This is a genomic window from Burkholderia sp. BCC0044 (assembly GCF_902832955.1).
In the GTDB taxonomy this organism is placed as follows: domain Bacteria; phylum Pseudomonadota; class Gammaproteobacteria; order Burkholderiales; family Burkholderiaceae; genus Burkholderia.
In genome coordinates this window covers 1,461,219-1,478,223 of record NZ_CADFDO010000001.1, presented here as the reverse complement: position 1 = coordinate 1,478,223, position 17,005 = coordinate 1,461,219, and the positions used below count along the sequence as shown (strand labels likewise).

Sequence of the window (17,005 nt, the reverse complement as noted above, 5' to 3'; positions counted from 1 at the left end):
GCCCTCGGCAGACGGCGTCGTCGATGCCTGCCGAGCCGCTGTTGTTCGCGTTGGTGCCGCACATGCAAAACACCCCGAACGCCGGGCCTGAATCCAGCGTTCGGGGTGTCGTGGATCGACGGCGTTTCGCCGAAGCGTCAGTCCCGCGCGACGTCCTTCGCCGCTGGCGATGCGCCGTGGCTCAGCCAGTCGAGCACGTCGGCCGTTTCGTCGTCGCTCGCGCGTGCCCGCGCCTGCGCGACGGCCTCCGGCAGCTCGCCGTTGGTCGACGCGCGACGGATTGCAACACCGACCGCGAGGATGTCGATCATCAGCAGATGCAGGACCCGCGAGATCATCGACAGCTGCGACTCGCGCATCTCGATGTGATCGGTCTCGAGCGCGACGGTCGCGCGCTTTGCGAGCGGCGTGTTGCTCGACGTGATCGCGATCACCTTCGCGCCGGCCTGCATCGCGACGTCGAGCACGCGCAGCAGTTCGGGCGCGCGGCCCGACTTCGACACCGCGACGATCACGTCGCCCTTGCCGAGCAGCGCGGCCGACGCGGCCTGCATGTACAGGTCGCCGTACGCGATCGTCGGGATCCCGAAGCGGAAGAACTTGTAGTGCGCGTCCTGCGCGACGATGTTCGAGTTGCCGAGCCCGTAGAACTCGATGCGCCGCGCGCCGTTCAGGATCTCGATCGCGTTCTCGACGTGCTCGAAATTCAGGTGCTCGCGCAGCTGCAGGATCGCGGACACCGTGTTGTCGAGCACCTTCGCGCCGAAGTCGGTGGCCGTATCGCCGAGATGCACCTGGCTGTGGCTCATCGGGATCGTGCCGGTGAGGCCGGTCGCGAGCTTCAGCTTGAAATCCGACAGCCCCTGGCAGCCGAGCGAGCGGCAGAAGCGGATCACGGTCGGCTGGCTCACGTCGGCCTTGCGCGCGATGTCGACGATCGGATCGTTGATGATCGAGCGCGGATGGTTCAGCGCGAGATCGGCGACGCGGCGCTCGGCCGGCGTCAGCGCGTCGCGCATCTGGCGGATCCGCTCGAACACGGCCGACGACGCGCCGCCGGAACGGTTCGACAACTGTTCCGCGAGGATCGCCGATACGCCGAGGAACGCCGGGTATTCGGCGGTGATCAGGTAGGTCGGGATGTTCTCGAGGTAGTGCGTGAAGCGGCCCTTCGCCTCGAAGCGCGCGCGGAACGACGAGCGCGTGAACAGTTCGCCCAGCTTCAGCGCGACGCCGCCGCCGATGTACACGCCGCCGAGCGCGCCGAGCGTCAGCGCGACGCTGCCTGCGAACGCGCCGAGAATCCCGCAGAAGCATTCGACCGTCTCGAGCGCGAGTGCGTCGCCCGCATGCGCGCGTTCGACGATCTCCACCGTGTCGATGGTCGCGGCGACGCGCTTCTTGTCGCGCGCGGCGAGCGCGCGATAGATGATCTCCATGCCGGGGCCCGCGCACACGCGTTCGAACGACACGTGCGGAAATTTCTTGCGCGCGTATTGCAGCACCAGATCCTCGCGCTCGTCCTGCGGCGCGAACGATGCGTGACCGCCTTCGCTGCCGAGCGCGATCCAGCGGTCGTCCGCCGGAATCAGCCCCGACACGCCGAGCCCGGTACCGGGCCCGAGCAGGCCGATCACGCTGTTCTGGCGACGCGCGCCGCCGCCGACCTGCACGCGCTGCGCATCGGTCAGGCCCGGCAGCGCCATCGCGAGCGCGGTGAAGTCGTTGACGACGAGCAGCGTGTCGAAGCCGAGCGCGCGGCGCGTCGCCTCGATCGAGAAGCTCCAGTCGTGGTTGGTCATCGTGACCTGGTCGCCGTCGACCGGGTTCGCGATCGCGATCGCCGCGTGGTTCACGCGGCTGATCTTCACGTCCTTCAGATACTTGCGGATCGCGTCGGTGATCGTCGGATAGTCGGCGCCGGGATAGACGCGGATCTGCGTGATCTCGCCCGGGCCGGTTTCCAGCGCGAAGCGCGCGTTGGTGCCGCCGACGTCCGCGAGCAGGCGCGGGCCGTCGGCATGCTGACCCGCGACGACCGCCTTACTTTGCGCACCAGTAGACATCGAGCTGGGTCCCCTTGTCGTTGGCCAGTTGGGAAATCGCGTTCTTCTGCAGCGACGCGGCCGCGGCGTCGAGCACGTCGCGTTTGCGGGCGCCCGCGATCAGCAGGAACAGCCGGTCGACGCGCTTGAGCGCATCGAGCGAATAGCTCACGCGTGCATGGGGCGCCGCGCCCGGATGCACGGCGACGAAGCGTTCGGGCGTCGTGATCGCGTGGTCCCATTCGGGCGCGTCGGCGAAGATCGACGCGGTGTGACCGTCCTCGCCCATGCCGAGCACCGCGACGGTCGGCACGCGGTAGTCGGGGTTCGCATTGAGCGCGGCGACGTGCGCGTCGAGCGACACACGCGTGTCGACGAGCGGCAGGAAGCGGGCAGGGGCCGCCGCGTGTTGCAGCAGCGTGTCGCGCACGAGTTGCGCGTTGCTGGCCGCGTCGTCGTCCGGCACCCAGCGGTCGTCGACCAGCGTGACGTCGACGCCGGCCCAGTCGAGCGCCGCGTGCGACAGCGTGTGCAGGAACGGGCGCGGGCTGGTGCCGCCGGACACCGCGAGCGTCGGGCGCGCGGGGCCGGCGAGCGCCGCGCGCAGCGCATCGCCGACGGCGCGCGCGAGCGCTTCGCTTTGCGCTTCCTGGGTGTCGAAAGCGTGGATCTCGATCACATCTCCTCCGGACTGCTTTGTCTGTTCAAATCGTACGAATCGTGAAGCACGTTGCCGCGTACGGTGGCGTACGCGGTAACGGTTTGCATCAATTTTCTTCTTCGAGCCAGCAGGTGTCGTGCTGCGCGAGCATCGCGCTCGACGCGGCCGGCCCCCACGTGCCCGCCGCATACGGCTTTGGCGGCTTCAGCGTGCGCGCCCATTCGTTCAGGATCGGCTCGACCCACTGCCATGCGGCTTCCTGTTCGTCGCGACGCACGAACAGGGCGAGCCGGCCGTTGATCACGTCGAGCAGCAGGCGCTGGTACGCCTCCATCTGCCCTTCCTTGAAGAACTGGTCGAACGCGAGGTCGAGGTGCACGCTCGCGAGATTCATCCCTTCGCCCGGCTGCTTCGCGAGGCAGTACAGGCGAATCGTCTCGTTCGGCTGCAGCCGGATCACGAGACGGTTCGCCCCGGCGCGCAGCGCGGAGGCCCCGAGCGCCGAGTGCGGCACCGGGCGGAAGTTGACGACGATTTCCGCGACGCGATCGGCCAGCCGCTTGCCGGTGCGCAGGAAGAACGGCACGCCGGCCCAGCGCCAGTTCTCGATCTCGACCTTCAGCGCGACGAAGGTTTCGGTCTGGCTGTCGGGCTTCACGCCCGGCTCGGTCGCGTAGGCCGGCACCTGCGCGCCCTTGATCACGCCCGCATGATACTGGCCGCGCACGGCAACCTTGCCGATGTCGCGCGGATCGATCGGCTTCAGCGCGCGCAGCACGCGCAGCTTCTCGTCGCGCACCGAGTCGGAATCCATCGAGTGCGGCGGCTCCATCGCGACGATCGACAGCAGCTGCAGCAGGTGGTTCTGCACCATGTCGCGCAGCGCGCCCGTATTGTCGTAGAAATCGCCGCGCGCCTCGACGCCGAGTTCCTCGGCGATCGTGATCTGGATGCTCTCGACCCATTCGCGGCGCCACAGCGGCTCGAACAGCGCATTGCCGAAGCGCAGCGCGAGCAGGTTCTGTACCGGCTCCTTGCCGAGGTAGTGGTCGATCCGGTAGATCTGGCCTTCCGCGAAGATCTCGCCGACCGCGTCGTTGATCGCGTTCGACGATTTCAGGTCGTAGCCGAGCGGCTTCTCGAGCACGATGCGCGCGTCTTCGTTCAGGCCGACCGACGCGAGCGCCTTGCAGATCGGCACGAACAGCGACGGGCCCGTCGCGAGATAGAACACGCGGATGCCGGGCAGCGATGCGACCGCGTCGCGCAGCACGACGTAGTCCTCCGCGCGGCCGAGATCGAGCTTCACGTATTCGATGCGGTCGAGAAACGACTTCCATGCCGCGTCGTCGAATGCGTTGCCGGCCGCCTTCGCCGCATGCGGCTTCACGTGCGTGTCGACCCATTCGAGATAGGCCGCCCGATCCGATTCGTGTCGCGCCACGGCGACGATCCGGCCGCTCGCCGCCAGCATGTTCGCGCGGTGCGCTTCGAACAGCGCGGGCAGGATCTTGCGCATCGACAAATCGCCGGTGCCGCCGAAAAGTACGAAGGTAAAGCTGGAATCGGTATGCATGTGTCTCCGCCGTGTTGGGGGTGCCCGGAAGCGATCCGTAGTGCGATAAAAATATTTTTGACACTGAATTGTAGTTTAACTACAATCCGCCGCAAGGGGTAGCACCTGGGTGAAGAAAAAAAGAAGCGCGGTCGATGAACTGCGCGAGCTTCGCCTCCGGGAGCGCCTTGTGCCGAATGTTATCGGACATTGGCGGCGCGCATCGTTGGCGCGCCGTCGGCCCCGGGCTCGCGTCGCATCATCGCGGCGGGCCAGAAACACAAAGAGGAGACACGCCGTTGAATCTCGATTCACGCTTTCTGTAAGAGCCCGGCCGGTCATCGGCCCCGTACGCTGCATGCGTCCCGCGGCTCGATTTCCCCGTCGTTATCAAGAAGCCGGTTCCCGGTCAGGGAACCTCACGAGTTGATTCAGTCTGGAGGAGATAAGTAATGAAAGTTCGCTCGATCATGGGCGCGCTCTGCGCCGCAGGCCTGATGGCTGGCGCCGTGGCGGCGCAGGCAGCCGAGAACGTAACCGTGCTGCACTGGTGGACCTCGGGCGGCGAGTCGAAGGCCGTCGGCGTGCTGAAGGACGACCTGCAGAAGCAGGGCTACGTGTGGAAGGACTTCGCGGTCGCGGGCGGCGCCGGCGCCGCGGCGATGACCGCGCTGAAGACCAAGGTGATCAGCGGCGATTCTCCGTCCGCCGCGCAGATCAAGGGCCCGCTGATCCAGGACTGGGCCGACCAGGGCGTGCTCGTCAACATCGATTCGGCCGCCGGCGACTGGAAGCAGAACCTGCCGCCTGAAATCGACAAGATCATCAAGTACAAGGGCCATACCGTCGCCGCGCCGTTCTCGGTGCACCGCGTCAACTGGCTGTACATCAACAAGGCCGCGCTCGACAAGGTCGGCGCGAAGGTGCCGACCACCTGGCCCGAATTCTTCGCGGTGGCCGACAAGCTGAAGGCCGCCGGCATCCAGCCGGTCGCGATGGGCGGCCAGCCGTGGCAGGACCTGACGCTGTGGGAAGACGTGGTGCTGTCGCAGGGCCCGGCGTTCTACAAGAAGGCGCTGGTCGACCTCGACCAGGCGACGCTGACGTCGCCGCAGATGCTGTCGGTGTTCGACACGGTGCGCAAGATCCAGGGCTACTTCGACACGGGCCGTAACGGCCGCGACTGGAACCTCGCGACCGCGATGGTCATCAACGGCAAGGCCGGCATGCAGTTCATGGGCGACTGGGCGAAGGGCGAGTTCGAGAACGCCGGCAAGAAGGCGGGCAAGGACTACATCTGCGCGCCGGTGCCGGGCACCGCGAATTCGTACACGTTCAACGTCGATTCGTTCGTGTTCTTCCAGCAGAAGGGCGAGAAGAACGCGACGCCGGGCCAGCTCGCGCTCGCGAAGACGATCATGACGCCGGCGTTCCAGGAGCAGTTCAGCCTGCTGAAGGGCTCGGTGCCGGTGCGTCTCGGCGTGAAGATGGACAAGTTCGACGATTGCGCGAAGAAGTCGTATGCCGACGAGCAGACCGCGATCAAGTCGGGCGGCTTCGTGCCGTCGCTCGCGCACGGGATGGCGCAAGGCGACGCGACCGCCGGCGCGATCACCGACGTCGTGACGAAGTTCATGAACTCGCAGCAGGATTCGAAGAGCGCGGTCGCCGCGCTCGCGAAGGCCGCGAAGGTCAAGTAACGCGCGCCAGGCGCCCGGCCGGATACGCTTCGTCGGCCGGGCGTTTTTGCATGTGCAGCAAACGGGCTCGCCCGCGGGCCCGTGCCGTACCCGGCGCCGGCCCGGCCTGCGTCGCCCTCGTTCCAGGAGTCGAATCAAGTGGCTGCCCCTCTTAGCGGAAACGGATCCGGCGCTGCCGCCGCACGGCGTACGTCGCCGATGTCGGCCTTCGCCGATCGCTGGATCCCGAAGCTCGTGCTCGCGCCGAGCGTCGCGATCGCCGTGGTGTTCATCTACGGCTTCATCCTGATTACCGGCTATCTGTCGCTGACCCGCTCGCGGCTGTTGCCCAACTACGAATTCGACGGCTTCGGCCGTTACACGGACCTGTTCCAGAACGACGTGTGGTGGACCTCCGCCGCGAACCTCGGCTGGTTCGGGATTCCGTTCATCGCGATCTGCGTCGGGCTCGGCCTGTTCCTCGCGATCCTGCTCGACCAGCGGATCCGCAACGAAGGCGCGCTGCGCGCGATCTTCCTGTACCCGATGGCGCTGTCGTTCATCGTGACCGGCACCGCGTGGCAGTGGATCCTGAACCCGGGCCTCGGCCTCGAGAAGGTGATGCACGACTGGGGCTGGACGAGCTTCTCGTTCGGCTGGCTCGACGATCCGGACAAGGCGATCTTCTGCGTGGTGATCGCGGCCGTGTGGCAGTCGACCGGCTTCGTGATGGCGCTGTTCCTCGCGGGGTTGCGCGGTGTCGACGGCGAAATCTTCAAGGCCGCGCAGGTCGACGGCGCGACGCTGCCGACCATCTACCGCAAGATCGTGATCCCGAGCATGCGCCCGGTGTTCTTCTCGGTGCTGCTGATCCTCTGCCACATCACGATCAAGACCTTCGACCTCGTCGTCGCGCTGACGGCGGGCGGCCCGGGCACGTCGTCGTCGCTGCCGGCCATGTTCATGTACACGTTTTCGTTCAACCGCGGCCAGCTCGGGCTCGGCGCGGCGTCCTCGGTGATGATGCTCGCGACCGTGGTCGCGGTGCTGGTGCCGCTGATGTATATGGAATCGAGGAGCACCCGCAATGCAGCCTAAGATGACGATCAGCCGGGCAGTGATCTATGCGGCACTGATCCTGTTCGCGCTGTATTTCCTGTTCCCGATCTACGTGATGCTGTCGACGTCGTTCAAGGATCTCGACCAGTTGCGCACCGGCAACCTGCTGACGCCGCCCACCTCGTGGACCGTCGACCCGTGGGTGAAGGCGTGGAGCGGCGCCTGTACCGGCGTGCGCTGCGACGGGATGAAGCCGTTCTTCCTGAACTCGCTGCAGATGGTGATCCCGGCCGTGCTGATCTCGTCGCTGATCGGCGCGTTCAACGGCTACGTGCTCACGCACTGGCGCTTTCGCGGCGCGGACGCGCTGTTCACGATGATGCTGGTCGGCTGCTTCATCCCGTTCCAGGTGATCCTGCTGCCGATGGCGCGCCTGCAGGGGATGCTCGGCCTCGCGAACACGATTCCGGGCCTCGTGTTCGTGCACGTCGTGTACGGCATCGCGTTCACGACGATGTTCTTCCGCAACTTCTACGTGAGCGTGCCGGCCGAACTCGTGAAGGCCGCGCGCATCGACGGCGCCGGCTTTTTCACGATCTTCACGAAGATCCTGCTGCCCGTGTCGCTGCCGATCTTCATGGTGTGCCTGATCTGGCAGTTCACGCAGATCTGGAACGACTTCCTGTTCGGGATCGTGTTCTCCGGCGTCGACTCGATGCCGATCACGGTGGCGCTGAACAACCTCGTCAACACGTCGACGGGCGTGAAGGAATACAACGTCGACATGGCCGGCGCGATCATCGCCGCGCTGCCGACGCTGCTCGTCTACATCGTCGCCGGCCGCTACTTCGTGCGCGGGCTGACGGCGGGCGCGGTGAAGGGGTAAGCGCGGCTTTATCCGATACGACGAACCGGCCGCGCACCACGCGCGGCGCATCGAAACGAACCCGACGCGGCGCCCGAGTGCGCCGCGCGAGACGAGACAGAGGATTCACAGCATGGCAAGCCTTTCCATCCGTGACGTGTACAAGACCTACCCGAACGGGGTGCCGGTCCTGAAGGGTGTCGACATCGAGATCGAGGACGGACAGTTCCTGATCCTGGTCGGCGGCTCGGGCTGCGGGAAATCGACGCTGCTCAACATGATCGCCGGGCTCGAGACGGTCACGAGCGGCGAGATCTGCATCGACGGCAAGGTCGTCAACAACCTGTCGCCGAAGGATCGCGACATCGCGATGGTGTTCCAGTCGTACGCGCTGTATCCGTCGATGACGGTGCGCGAGAACATCTCGTTCGGCCTGAACATCCGCAAGGTGCCGAAGAGCGAACAGCAGCAGATCGTCGACCGCGTGTCGTCGATGCTGCAGATTCAGCATCTGCTCGACCGGAAGCCCGGCCAGCTGTCGGGCGGCCAGCGCCAGCGCGTCGCGATGGGCCGCGCGCTCGCACGCGATCCGTCGCTGTTCCTGTTCGACGAACCGCTGTCGAACCTCGACGCGAAGCTGCGCATCGAGATGCGCGCGGAAATCAAGCTGCTGCACCAGCGCCTCGGCACGACGATCGTCTACGTGACGCACGACCAGATCGAGGCGATGACGCTCGGCGACCGGATCGCGGTGATGAAGGACGGCGTGGTCCAGCAGTTCGGCGCGCCGCAGGAGATCTACGATTCGCCGTCGAACCTGTTCGTCGCGGGCTTCATCGGCGCGCCGCCGATGAACTTCATCAATGGCAAGCTGGTCGAGCAGGGCAGCGGGATCGCGCTCGAAATCGACACGGGTCTCGCGCGCAGCGCGCTGAACCTGCCGTTCGACGCGGCGAAGCTGAAGTCGCACGTCGGCCGCGAGGTGATCCTCGGGCTGCGCCCGGAGCGCATCACCGACGCGCGCAATGCGCACAACGGCGAGGCGTCGAACCTGCAGCCGATCGACGTGCGCGTCGACGTGACCGAGCCGACCGGGCCGGACACGCACGTGTTCGCGCAGGTGAACGGCAAGCGGATCGTGAGCCGCGTGCATCCGGCCGCGAACCCGCAGCCGGGGCAGACGCAGTCGCTGCTGTTCGACGTGTCGAAAGCCGTGCTGTTCGATCCGGCGTCGGAAGAGCGGATCGCGTGACGCGGCGTTCGCGCTGAATGAAGGAAGGGGCCGTTTTGAACGGCCCCTTTTTCGTTTCGGCGATGCGGCTGGCGCGTCCGCGGATGCGCCGGTCAATGCGGCAATCGCACGTCGAACTTGAACGTCGCGAGCCGCGCGACGAGGATGAAGCCGGTCGCGAGCAGTACGCTGTACACCGAGTCGAACTGCAGCCACACGAGCAGCAGGTAGAACCAGCAGCCGACGAACGCGCAGGTCGCGTACGGCCGCGAATCGCGCAGGATCAGCGGGATGTCGTTGCACAGCACGTCGCGGACGATCCCGCCGACCACGCCGGTGATCACGCCCATCATCACCGCGATGAAGCGCGGCATCTCGGCGTCGAGCGCGATCGACGTGCCCGAGATGCTGAAGATGCCGAGCCCGATCGCATCGGCGATCAGCAGCAGCCGTTCGGCCGACAGCCGCGACAGCATCCGCAGCACGAACGGCGCGAACAAGGCGAGCACGAAGATCGCGATCACGTAGTCGTCGTGCACGACCCAGTAGAACGGCCGGCGCTCGAGCAGGATGTCGCGCAGCGTGCCGCCGCCGAACGCGGTCGCGAGCGCGACGACGAACGTGCCGACCGAGTCGAGGCGGTTCTTGCGCGCCTCGATGAACCCCGAAATCGCGAAGGCCAGCGTGGCAATCGCCTCCAGTATCGCGATCGCGAGCGTCAGCCTAGGATGCGGCACGCGGCCCCCGGTCGGCCGGCGCCGCGTGCGGCTGCAGCAGCACGAGCACCGCGCCCGCGCCGCCGTCGTGGCCGCGCGCCTCGCAGAATGCGATCACTTCTTCCTTCTGCACGAGCCATGCGCGCACCTTGCCCTTCAGCACCGGTTCCTTGCCGATCGAGCCGAGCCCCTTGCCGTGGATCACGCGCAGGCAGCGCAGCCCTTTCTTGCCGGCTTCGCGAATGAATTCGGCGAGTGCATCGCGGGCTTCGTCGCGCCGCATGCCGTGCAGATCGATCTGCGCCTGCACGATCCACGCGCCGCTCCTCAGCTTGCGCACGACGTCGCGGCTGATGCCGGGGCGGTGGTAATAGAGCGAGTCGTCGCTGTCGAGCAGCGTCTCGGGATCGAATTCGTCGGACAGCGTCGCGTTCAGCACGGCTTCCTCGTCGCGCTGCGTCTGTTTTGGCACCGGGTCGGGCGGCATGCGGCCCGACGACGCGCGCGGCGGCGCGTTCAGCGGCCGGATCGTGCCGATTTCGTTGCGGAACAGGTTCGCGTCGGCTTCCGCCTTGCGCTCGGCCTGCGCGGTTTCGATGCGCGCTCGCTCGCGACGATCGGCTTCGCCTTGCAGCGACTTGCGCAATGCGCCAAGGCCCGCGAGGCCCTGGCCGCGCAACGCGGCCGCGTCGGGCGCGGGCGGCGGCGCGGCGGGCGCCGGGGTCACGGGACGGGCAGCGATCTTCCGCTTGGCGGGATCGCTCGGATGGGGCTGGTTCTTCGCCATGATTCGGTAACGGGGCAGGCGCGTTCGGGCGCGCGGGCAAAAAAAAGCCGCTGCGCGGCGGCAGCGGCTTTCCGGTCGAGCCCGCTTCGCGGCAGCGGACGCCATTGTAGCGCCCGGCGCGGCAAGGCTCGTCCGCGGCTTACTTCTTGTCGTGCAGGCTTTCGAGGTAGCGCTGCGCGTCGAGCGCGGCCATGCAGCCCGTGCCCGCGCTCGTGATCGCCTGGCGGTACACGTTGTCCTGCACGTCGCCCGCGGCGAACACGCCCGGCACGCTCGTCGACGTCGCGTTGCCTTGCAGGCCGCTCTTCGTCAGGATGTAGCCGTCCTTCATCTCCAGCTGGCCCTGGAACAGGTCGGTGTTCGGCTTGTGGCCGATCGCGACGAACACGCCCTGCACGTGCAGGTCTTCCGTCGCGCCGGTCTTCACGTTCTTGATGCGCAGGCCCGTGACCCCCGATTCCTCGCCCGTCACTTCATCGAGCACGTGATCCCACTTGATGTCGACGACGCCTTCCTTTTGCTTTTCCAGCAGGCGGTCGATCAGGATCGGCTCCGCGCGGAACTTGTCGCGGCGGTGGATCACCGTGACCTTCTTCGCGATGCCGGTCAGGTAGAGCGCTTCCTCGACGGCCGTGTTGCCGCCGCCGATCACCGCGACTTCCTGGTTGCGGTAGAAGAAGCCGTCGCAGGTCGCGCAGGCCGACACGCCCTTGCCCATGAACGCTTCCTCGGACGGCAGGCCGAGATACTGCGCGGATGCGCCGGTCGCGATGATCAGCGAATCGCACGTGTATTCGCCCGAGTCGCCGATCAGGCGGATCGGCTGCTCGTGCAGTTTCGCGGTGTGGATGTGGTCGAACACGATTTCGGTGTTGAAGCGCTCGGCGTGCTCCTGGAAGCGCGCCATCAGTTCCGGGCCTTGCACGCCCTTCGCGTCCGCCGGCCAGTTTTCGACGTCGGTCGTGGTCATCAGCTGGCCGCCCTGCGCGATGCCGGTGATCAGCACCGGGGACAGGTTGGCGCGTGCCGCGTAGACGGCAGCCGTGTAGCCGGCGGGGCCGGAACCGAGAATCAGGACTTTGGCGTGTTTGGGCGTGGACATGTGCGAATCCGTAAAAGGCGGCTGCGGCGGGCGGGATAAGGCTCGCCGGACGGTCCGGGTTGACCGGGATGCCGTCATAGATGGGTATCAGACGCGCATTATAAAGGCCCCGTTGCTGCGCTGCCGAACGAGAGTTTCAATCGTCGCGATAGCGTTTCGCGGCGCGCGGTCCGTACGGCGCGGCGGGCAGGCGGGAGCGCGCCTGGCGGCGGCGCATCGCCGCAGGGGCGGCCATCCGGCCGGCCAGCGGCCGTCGGCGGCGCCGCTTCGGCCCCCGTCCTCGTGATGTAACCGTCATTTACACTTGGCGGCCCGGTGCAGCGTTTACAATAAGCGCGATCGAACGACAGGCGGGCGCACGGCCCGTCCTCTTTATACGGATTCATGGCAAAAGCTCCTTATTCCGCCCAGGCACAGGCGTTGCCGCACCGGATGTCGAAGCTCCTCACGGAGATCCGCTGGATTCTCCAGGTCGCGCTCTGCGCCTTTCTGGTGATGGCCCTGCTGAGCTACAGCCGGCGCGATCCGAGCTGGACGCACGCCGCCCAGGTCGATCACATCTCGAACTGGGCCGGCCGCGTCGGCGCGTGGACGGCCGACATCATCCTGCTGCTGTTCGGCTTGTCCGCCTACTGGCTGATCGTGCCGCTCGGCCGGCGCATCGCCGTCAACTACCGCCGCATCACCCGCCACGACGCGATTTCCGACGAACCGGAGCGGCCGATCGGCTGGCTCACCGAAATCTTCGCGTTCGTGCTGGTCGTGCTCGCGTGCGACGGCATCGAGGCGCTGCGCATGTGGTCGCTGAAGGTGCAGTTGCCGCGCGCGCCGGGCGGCGTCGTCGGCGAGGCCGTCGCCGGTGCGATGTCGCATGCGTTCGGCTTCACGGGCGGCACGCTGCTGCTGCTGATCGCGCTCGCGATCGGCCTGTCGCTGTATTTCCGCTTCTCGTGGCTGTCGGTCGCCGAGCGCGTCGGCGGCGCGATCCTGTCCGCCGTGAACGTCGCGAAACTGCGCCGCGAGGCCGAGCGCGACCGCAAGCTCGGCGAGGCCGCGGCGGTGCGCCGCGAAGGCAAGGTCGAAGAGGAGCGCGTGCGCATCGAGGATCACGAGCCGGTGACGATCGTGCCGCCGGTCGTCACGCCCGCGAAGTCCGAGCGCGTCGAACGCGAGCGCCAGGTGCCGCTGTTCACCGACCTGCCCGGCGATTCGACGCTGCCGCCGGTGTCGCTGCTCGACCCCGCGCCGAAGACGCAGGAAGCGATTTCCGCCGATACGCTCGAATTCACGTCGCGCCTGATCGAGAAGAAGCTGAAGGACTTCGGCGTCGAGGCGAGCGTCGTCGCCGCATATCCGGGCCCGGTCGTCACGCGCTACGAGATCGAGCCGGCCACCGGCGTGAAGGGCAGCCAGATCGTCAACCTCGCGAAGGATCTCGCGCGGTCGCTGTCGCTCGTGTCGATCCGCGTGGTCGAGACGATTCCCGGCAAGAACTACATGGCGCTCGAACTGCCGAACCAGCGTCGCCAGACGGTGCACCTGTCGGAGATCATCGGCTCCGAGGTGTATGCGGCCGCGTCGTCGGCGCTGACGCTGAGCCTCGGCAAGGACATCGGCGGCAAGCCGGTGTGCGCGGATCTCGCGAAGATGCCGCACTTGCTGGTGGCCGGCACGACCGGTTCGGGCAAGTCGGTCGGGATCAACGCGATGATCCTGTCGCTGCTGTACAAGGCCACGGCTGACCAGGTGCGCCTGATCCTGATCGATCCGAAGATGCTCGAAATGAGCGTCTACGAAGGCATTCCGCACCTGCTGTGTCCGGTCGTCACCGACATGCGCCAGGCCGGCCATGCGCTGAACTGGACGGTCGCGGAGATGGAGCGCCGCTACAAGCTGATGAGCAAGCTCGGCGTGCGCAACCTCGCCGGCTACAACAACAAGATCGACGACGCGGCGAAGCGCGAGGAGAAGATCCCGAACCCGTTCAGCCTGACGCCGGACGATCCGGAGCCGCTCGGCCGCCTGCCGAACATCGTCGTCGTGATCGACGAGCTGGCCGACCTGATGATGGTCGTCGGCAAGAAGGTCGAGGAGCTGATCGCGCGGATTGCGCAGAAGGCGCGCGCGGCCGGCATCCACCTGATCCTTGCGACGCAGCGTCCGTCGGTCGACGTGATCACCGGCCTGATCAAGGCGAACGTGCCGACGCGGATCGCGTTCCAGGTGTCGTCGAAGATCGACTCGCGCACGATTCTCGACCAGATGGGCGCCGAGTCGCTGCTCGGCATGGGCGACATGCTGTACCTGCCGCCCGGCTCGGGGCTGCCCGTGCGCGTGCACGGTGCGTTCGTCGCCGACGACGAAGTGCATCGCGTCGTCGAGAAGCTCAAGGAGCAGGGCGAACCGAACTACGTCGAGGGCCTGCTCGAAGGCGGCACCGCCGACGGCGACGAGGGCTCGGCCGGCGCGGGAACCGGCGAAGGCGGCGGCGAGTCTGATCCGCTGTACGACCAGGCGGTCGAGATCGTCATCAAGAACCGCCGCGCGTCGATCTCGCTCGTGCAGCGCCATCTGCGGATCGGCTACAACCGCGCGGCGCGGCTGCTCGAGCAGATGGAGCAATCGGGGCTCGTGTCGGCGATGTCGTCGAGCGGCAACCGCGAAATTCTTGTGCCGGCGCGCGACGCGGAATGAGTCCGCGGCGCCCGCAGCGCCGGCCACCCAGGGAGAAAACCGCAATATGCAGCAACATTCGTTCGCAATGTCCCTTCGTTCGACGCGGCGCTGGCTCGGCGCGGCGCTCGCCGGCGCATCGCTGATGCTCGCGGCGACGCACGCATTCGCGGGCGGCACCGAGCAACTGAAGGCCTTCGTGTCGCAGGTGCGTTCGGCGAAGGGCGATTTCACGCAGCAGATCGTCAAGGCGCCGGCCAAGGGCGCGAGCGCCGCGCAGGCCGCGCCGAAGCCCACCGACAATTCGAGCGGCACGTTCGTGTTCGCGCGGCCGGGCAAGTTCATCTGGACGTACCAGAAGCCGTACCAGCAGGTGCTGCAGGCCGACGGCGACAAGCTCTACGTGTACGACCGCGACCTGAACCAGGTCACCGAGCGCAAGCTGAACGGCGCGCTGGGCGCGAGCCCTGCCGCGATCCTGTTCGGCAGCAACGATCTCGACAAGAACTACACGCTGCGCGATGCCGGCGAGAAGGGCGGCATCGACTGGCTCGAGATGCTGCCGAAGGCGCAGGACACGCAGTTCCAGCGGATCGGCATCGGTTTCCGCAACGGCACGCTCGCCGCGATGGAGCTGCACGACGTGTTCGGCAACGTCACGCTGCTGACCTTCACGAACATCCAGACGAACCCGTCGCTGAAGGGCGATACGTTCAAGTTCGTCGTGCCGAAGGGCGCGGACGTGATCAACGGCTGACCTTCGTCGTGCCGTTTTCCCGACACGGGCCTGCCGGCGACGGCGGGCCCGTGTTGTTTGGGGACGCGTGTAACAGGCGCGTGCAACAGACGCGTGCACTGCGCGCGAGCACCAATCCCAGGCCCCGGCCGCGGCGGCGCCGTCGTGCGGCTGTCATAATGTCAGGTCCGGCGGCCGGTTCGGCCGCGACCGTTTGATGTGGAGCGAGGGTTCATGTCCGACCTGTTTCAAGTCGAGCCGCGCCGCCCGCTCGCCGAGGCGCTGCGGCCGAAAACGCTCGCCGAGGTGATCGGCCAGACGCATTTGCTGGGCGAAGGCAAGCCGCTGCGGCTCGCGTTCGAATCGGGCAAGCCGCATTCGATGATCCTGTGGGGGCCGCCCGGCGTCGGCAAGACGACGCTCGCGCGGCTCACCGCGCTCGCGTTCGACTGCGAGTTCATCGCGCTGTCCGCGGTGCTCGGCGGCGTGAAGGACATCCGCGAGTCGATGGAGCAGGCGAAGGACACGCTGAACCGCACCGGTCGCCACACGATCCTGTTCGTCGACGAGATCCACCGTTTCAACAAGGGGCAGCAGGATGCGCTGCTGCCGTTCGTCGAGTCGGGCCTCGTGACCTTCATCGGCGCGACGACCGAAAACCCGAGTTTCGAGGTCAATTCGGCGTTGCTGTCGCGGGCGCAGGTGTACGTGCTGAAGTCGCTGAACGACGACGAGATGCGCCAGTTGCTGAAGCGCGCGCAGGAAATCGCGCTCGACGGCCTCGCGTTCGACGACAAGGCGATCGATACGCTGGTCGGCTACGCGGACGGCGACGCGCGCCGCTTCCTGAACCTGCTCGAACAGGCGCAGACGGCGGCGACGTCGGCCGGCGTCGCGACGATCGATGCCGATTTCGTCAGCAACGCGATGACGCTGAACGCGCGGCGCTTCGACAAGGGCGGCGACAATTTCTACGACCAGATTTCGGCGCTGCACAAGTCGGTGCGCGGCTCGAGCCCGGACGGCGCGCTGTACTGGTTCTGCCGGATGATCGACGGCGGCGCGGATCCGAAGTATCTCGCGCGGCGCATCGTGCGGATGGCGTGGGAAGACATCGGCCTGGCCGACCCGCGCGCGTTGCAGGTGGCGAACGACGCGGCCGAAACCTACGAACGGCTCGGCTCGCCGGAAGGCGAACTCGCGCTCGGGCAGGCCGTGATCTATCTCGCGTGCGCGGCGAAGAGCAACGCCGGCTACAACGCGTTCAACCAGGCGATGGCGTTCGTGAAGCAGGACAAGTCGCGCGAGGTGCCGGTGCATCTGCGCAACGCGCCGACCAAGCTGATGAAGGAGCTCGGCTACGGTCACGCGTATCGTTACGCGCACGACGAGCCGAACGCGTACGCGGCCGGCGAGACGTACCTGCCGGACGGGATGCGCGAGCCGCGCTGGTATCAGCCGGTGCCGCGCGGGCTCGAGTCGAAGATCGCCGAGAAGCTCGCCTGGCTGCGCGAGCTCGATCGCGAGGCCGGCAAGAAGGACTGACGGTGCCGGGCGGGCCGGTTCGATCCGCGCAGCCCCGGATGCATCAGCGCTTGCGGCCCGACAGCTGTTGCTTCCAGTATTCGAACGGCTCTTCGTGGCATTCGATGTCGAGTTCGGCGATTCGCGCATGCAGGCGTTCCTGCGCGTCGGCGATCGCGAGGTTGTAGATGGTCGGCGCGATTTCCTGGATGAAGAAATGCAGCAGCGCGCCGGCCTGGATGTTGCCGATCGGCTCGTCCATGTTTTCTGTGAAATAGCGTTGCAGCGACGCGATCGCGCGGTCGCGTACATCCTTGTCGAGTTCGATGGTCATCGGATTCCTTGGAAGCTGTGACGCGGAGCCGGCGCTCC

The 17,005-nt window shown here is 66.9% G+C and carries 14 protein-coding genes; 7 read left to right on the top strand and 7 right to left on the bottom strand.

Features of this window, described 5'->3' with window-relative positions; all coding sequences use genetic code 11:
* Nucleotides 1–137 precede the first annotated feature (137 nt).
* The 3 genes from HWX14_RS06625 to zwf all read right to left on the bottom strand — a co-directional run bounded on the left by HWX14_RS06625 (nt 138) and on the right by zwf (nt 4,282).
* The gene (locus HWX14_RS06625) at nt 138–2,066 is read right to left on the bottom strand and encodes a bifunctional transcriptional regulator/glucokinase (RefSeq protein WP_175882018.1); all 1,929 of its coding nucleotides are present in this window, start codon (nt 2,064–2,066) and stop codon (nt 138–140) included.
* Nucleotides 2,044–2,724 (bottom strand): 6-phosphogluconolactonase, encoded by a 681-nt coding sequence (gene pgl, locus HWX14_RS06620; protein WP_175882017.1) that lies wholly within the window; start codon nt 2,722–2,724, stop codon nt 2,044–2,046. Before pgl ends, HWX14_RS06625 begins: the two co-directional genes overlap by 23 nt.
* An 88-nt stretch (nt 2,725–2,812) precedes the next feature.
* On the bottom strand, nt 2,813–4,282 hold the full coding sequence (zwf, locus tag HWX14_RS06615) for a glucose-6-phosphate dehydrogenase (RefSeq protein WP_175882016.1): 1,470 nt from the start codon (nt 4,280–4,282) through the stop codon (nt 2,813–2,815).
* 431 nt (nt 4,283–4,713) lie between these two features.
* On the opposite strand from zwf, the gene HWX14_RS06610 reads away from it, so the two are divergent.
* From HWX14_RS06610 to ugpC, 4 genes are all read left to right on the top strand, one after another.
* On the top strand, nt 4,714–5,961 hold the full coding sequence (locus tag HWX14_RS06610; RefSeq protein WP_175882015.1) for an ABC transporter substrate-binding protein: 1,248 nt from the start codon (nt 4,714–4,716) through the stop codon (nt 5,959–5,961).
* A gap of 138 nt (nt 5,962–6,099) precedes the next feature.
* On the top strand, nt 6,100–7,038 hold the full coding sequence (locus tag HWX14_RS06605) for a sugar ABC transporter permease (RefSeq protein WP_011544827.1): 939 nt from the start codon (nt 6,100–6,102) through the stop codon (nt 7,036–7,038).
* Nucleotides 7,028–7,885, top strand: a complete 858-nt coding sequence (locus tag HWX14_RS06600; protein ID WP_006476648.1) for a carbohydrate ABC transporter permease — start codon at nt 7,028–7,030, stop codon at nt 7,883–7,885. The genes HWX14_RS06605 and HWX14_RS06600 overlap by 11 nt, the downstream gene beginning before the upstream one ends.
* A 112-nt stretch (nt 7,886–7,997) precedes the next feature.
* Nucleotides 7,998–9,116 carry a sn-glycerol-3-phosphate ABC transporter ATP-binding protein UgpC gene (gene ugpC, locus HWX14_RS06595; RefSeq protein ID WP_175882014.1) on the top strand — a complete coding sequence of 373 codons (1,119 nt, stop codon included), beginning with the start codon at nt 7,998–8,000 and terminating at the stop codon, nt 9,114–9,116.
* Nucleotides 9,117–9,208: 92 nt separating this feature from the next.
* Here ugpC and HWX14_RS06590 read toward each other — a convergent pair whose 3' ends face one another.
* From HWX14_RS06590 to trxB, 3 genes are all read right to left on the bottom strand, one after another.
* Nucleotides 9,209–9,832: a trimeric intracellular cation channel family protein gene (locus tag HWX14_RS06590; protein WP_011544829.1), complete on the bottom strand. Its 624-nt coding sequence runs from the start codon at nt 9,830–9,832 to the stop codon at nt 9,209–9,211.
* A complete protein-coding gene (locus tag HWX14_RS06585; RefSeq protein ID WP_089466878.1) occupies nt 9,819–10,598 on the bottom strand; it encodes a Smr/MutS family protein in 780 nt (259 codons plus the stop codon). The genes HWX14_RS06590 and HWX14_RS06585 overlap by 14 nt, the downstream gene beginning before the upstream one ends.
* A 139-nt stretch (nt 10,599–10,737) precedes the next feature.
* Complete coding sequence (gene trxB, locus HWX14_RS06580; RefSeq protein WP_059836859.1) at nt 10,738–11,700, bottom strand: thioredoxin-disulfide reductase; 963 nt, start codon at nt 11,698–11,700, stop codon at nt 10,738–10,740.
* A gap of 384 nt (nt 11,701–12,084) precedes the next feature.
* Between trxB and HWX14_RS06575 the strand changes: the two genes are divergently transcribed.
* The 3 genes from HWX14_RS06575 (at nt 12,085) to HWX14_RS06565 (ending at nt 16,654) form a co-directional block, all read left to right on the top strand.
* On the top strand, nt 12,085–14,394 hold the full coding sequence (locus HWX14_RS06575; protein WP_175882013.1) for a DNA translocase FtsK: 2,310 nt from the start codon (nt 12,085–12,087) through the stop codon (nt 14,392–14,394).
* A gap of 46 nt (nt 14,395–14,440) precedes the next feature.
* Nucleotides 14,441–15,130: an outer membrane lipoprotein chaperone LolA gene (gene lolA, locus HWX14_RS06570; RefSeq protein ID WP_175882012.1), complete on the top strand. Its 690-nt coding sequence runs from the start codon at nt 14,441–14,443 to the stop codon at nt 15,128–15,130.
* A 213-nt stretch (nt 15,131–15,343) separates the two neighbouring features.
* The gene (locus tag HWX14_RS06565) at nt 15,344–16,654 is read left to right on the top strand and encodes a replication-associated recombination protein A (protein WP_012328088.1); all 1,311 of its coding nucleotides are present in this window, start codon (nt 15,344–15,346) and stop codon (nt 16,652–16,654) included.
* A gap of 43 nt (nt 16,655–16,697) precedes the next feature.
* Here HWX14_RS06565 and HWX14_RS06560 read toward each other — a convergent pair whose 3' ends face one another.
* The gene (locus HWX14_RS06560) at nt 16,698–16,967 is read right to left on the bottom strand and encodes a DUF2164 domain-containing protein (RefSeq protein WP_175882011.1); all 270 of its coding nucleotides are present in this window, start codon (nt 16,965–16,967) and stop codon (nt 16,698–16,700) included.
* Nucleotides 16,968–17,005 lie beyond the last annotated feature (38 nt).

Coding starts and splice junctions, on each gene's coding strand:
- HWX14_RS06585 (WP_089466878.1), bottom strand. CDS start 10,598: ATGGCGAAGAACCAGCCCCATCCGAGCGATCCCGCCAAGCGGAAGATC.
- HWX14_RS06575 (WP_175882013.1), top strand. CDS start 12,085: ATGGCAAAAGCTCCTTATTCCGCCCAGGCACAGGCGTTGCCGCACCGG.
- zwf (WP_175882016.1), bottom strand. CDS start 4,282: ATGCATACCGATTCCAGCTTTACCTTCGTACTTTTCGGCGGCACCGGC.
- HWX14_RS06610 (WP_175882015.1), top strand. CDS start 4,714: ATGAAAGTTCGCTCGATCATGGGCGCGCTCTGCGCCGCAGGCCTGATG.
- HWX14_RS06560 (WP_175882011.1), bottom strand. CDS start 16,967: ATGACCATCGAACTCGACAAGGATGTACGCGACCGCGCGATCGCGTCG.
- ugpC (WP_175882014.1), top strand. CDS start 7,998: ATGGCAAGCCTTTCCATCCGTGACGTGTACAAGACCTACCCGAACGGG.
- HWX14_RS06600 (WP_006476648.1), top strand. CDS start 7,028: ATGCAGCCTAAGATGACGATCAGCCGGGCAGTGATCTATGCGGCACTG.
- HWX14_RS06625 (WP_175882018.1), bottom strand. CDS start 2,066: ATGTCTACTGGTGCGCAAAGTAAGGCGGTCGTCGCGGGTCAGCATGCC.
- HWX14_RS06565 (WP_012328088.1), top strand. CDS start 15,344: ATGTCCGACCTGTTTCAAGTCGAGCCGCGCCGCCCGCTCGCCGAGGCG.
- trxB (WP_059836859.1), bottom strand. CDS start 11,700: ATGTCCACGCCCAAACACGCCAAAGTCCTGATTCTCGGTTCCGGCCCC.
- lolA (WP_175882012.1), top strand. CDS start 14,441: ATGCAGCAACATTCGTTCGCAATGTCCCTTCGTTCGACGCGGCGCTGG.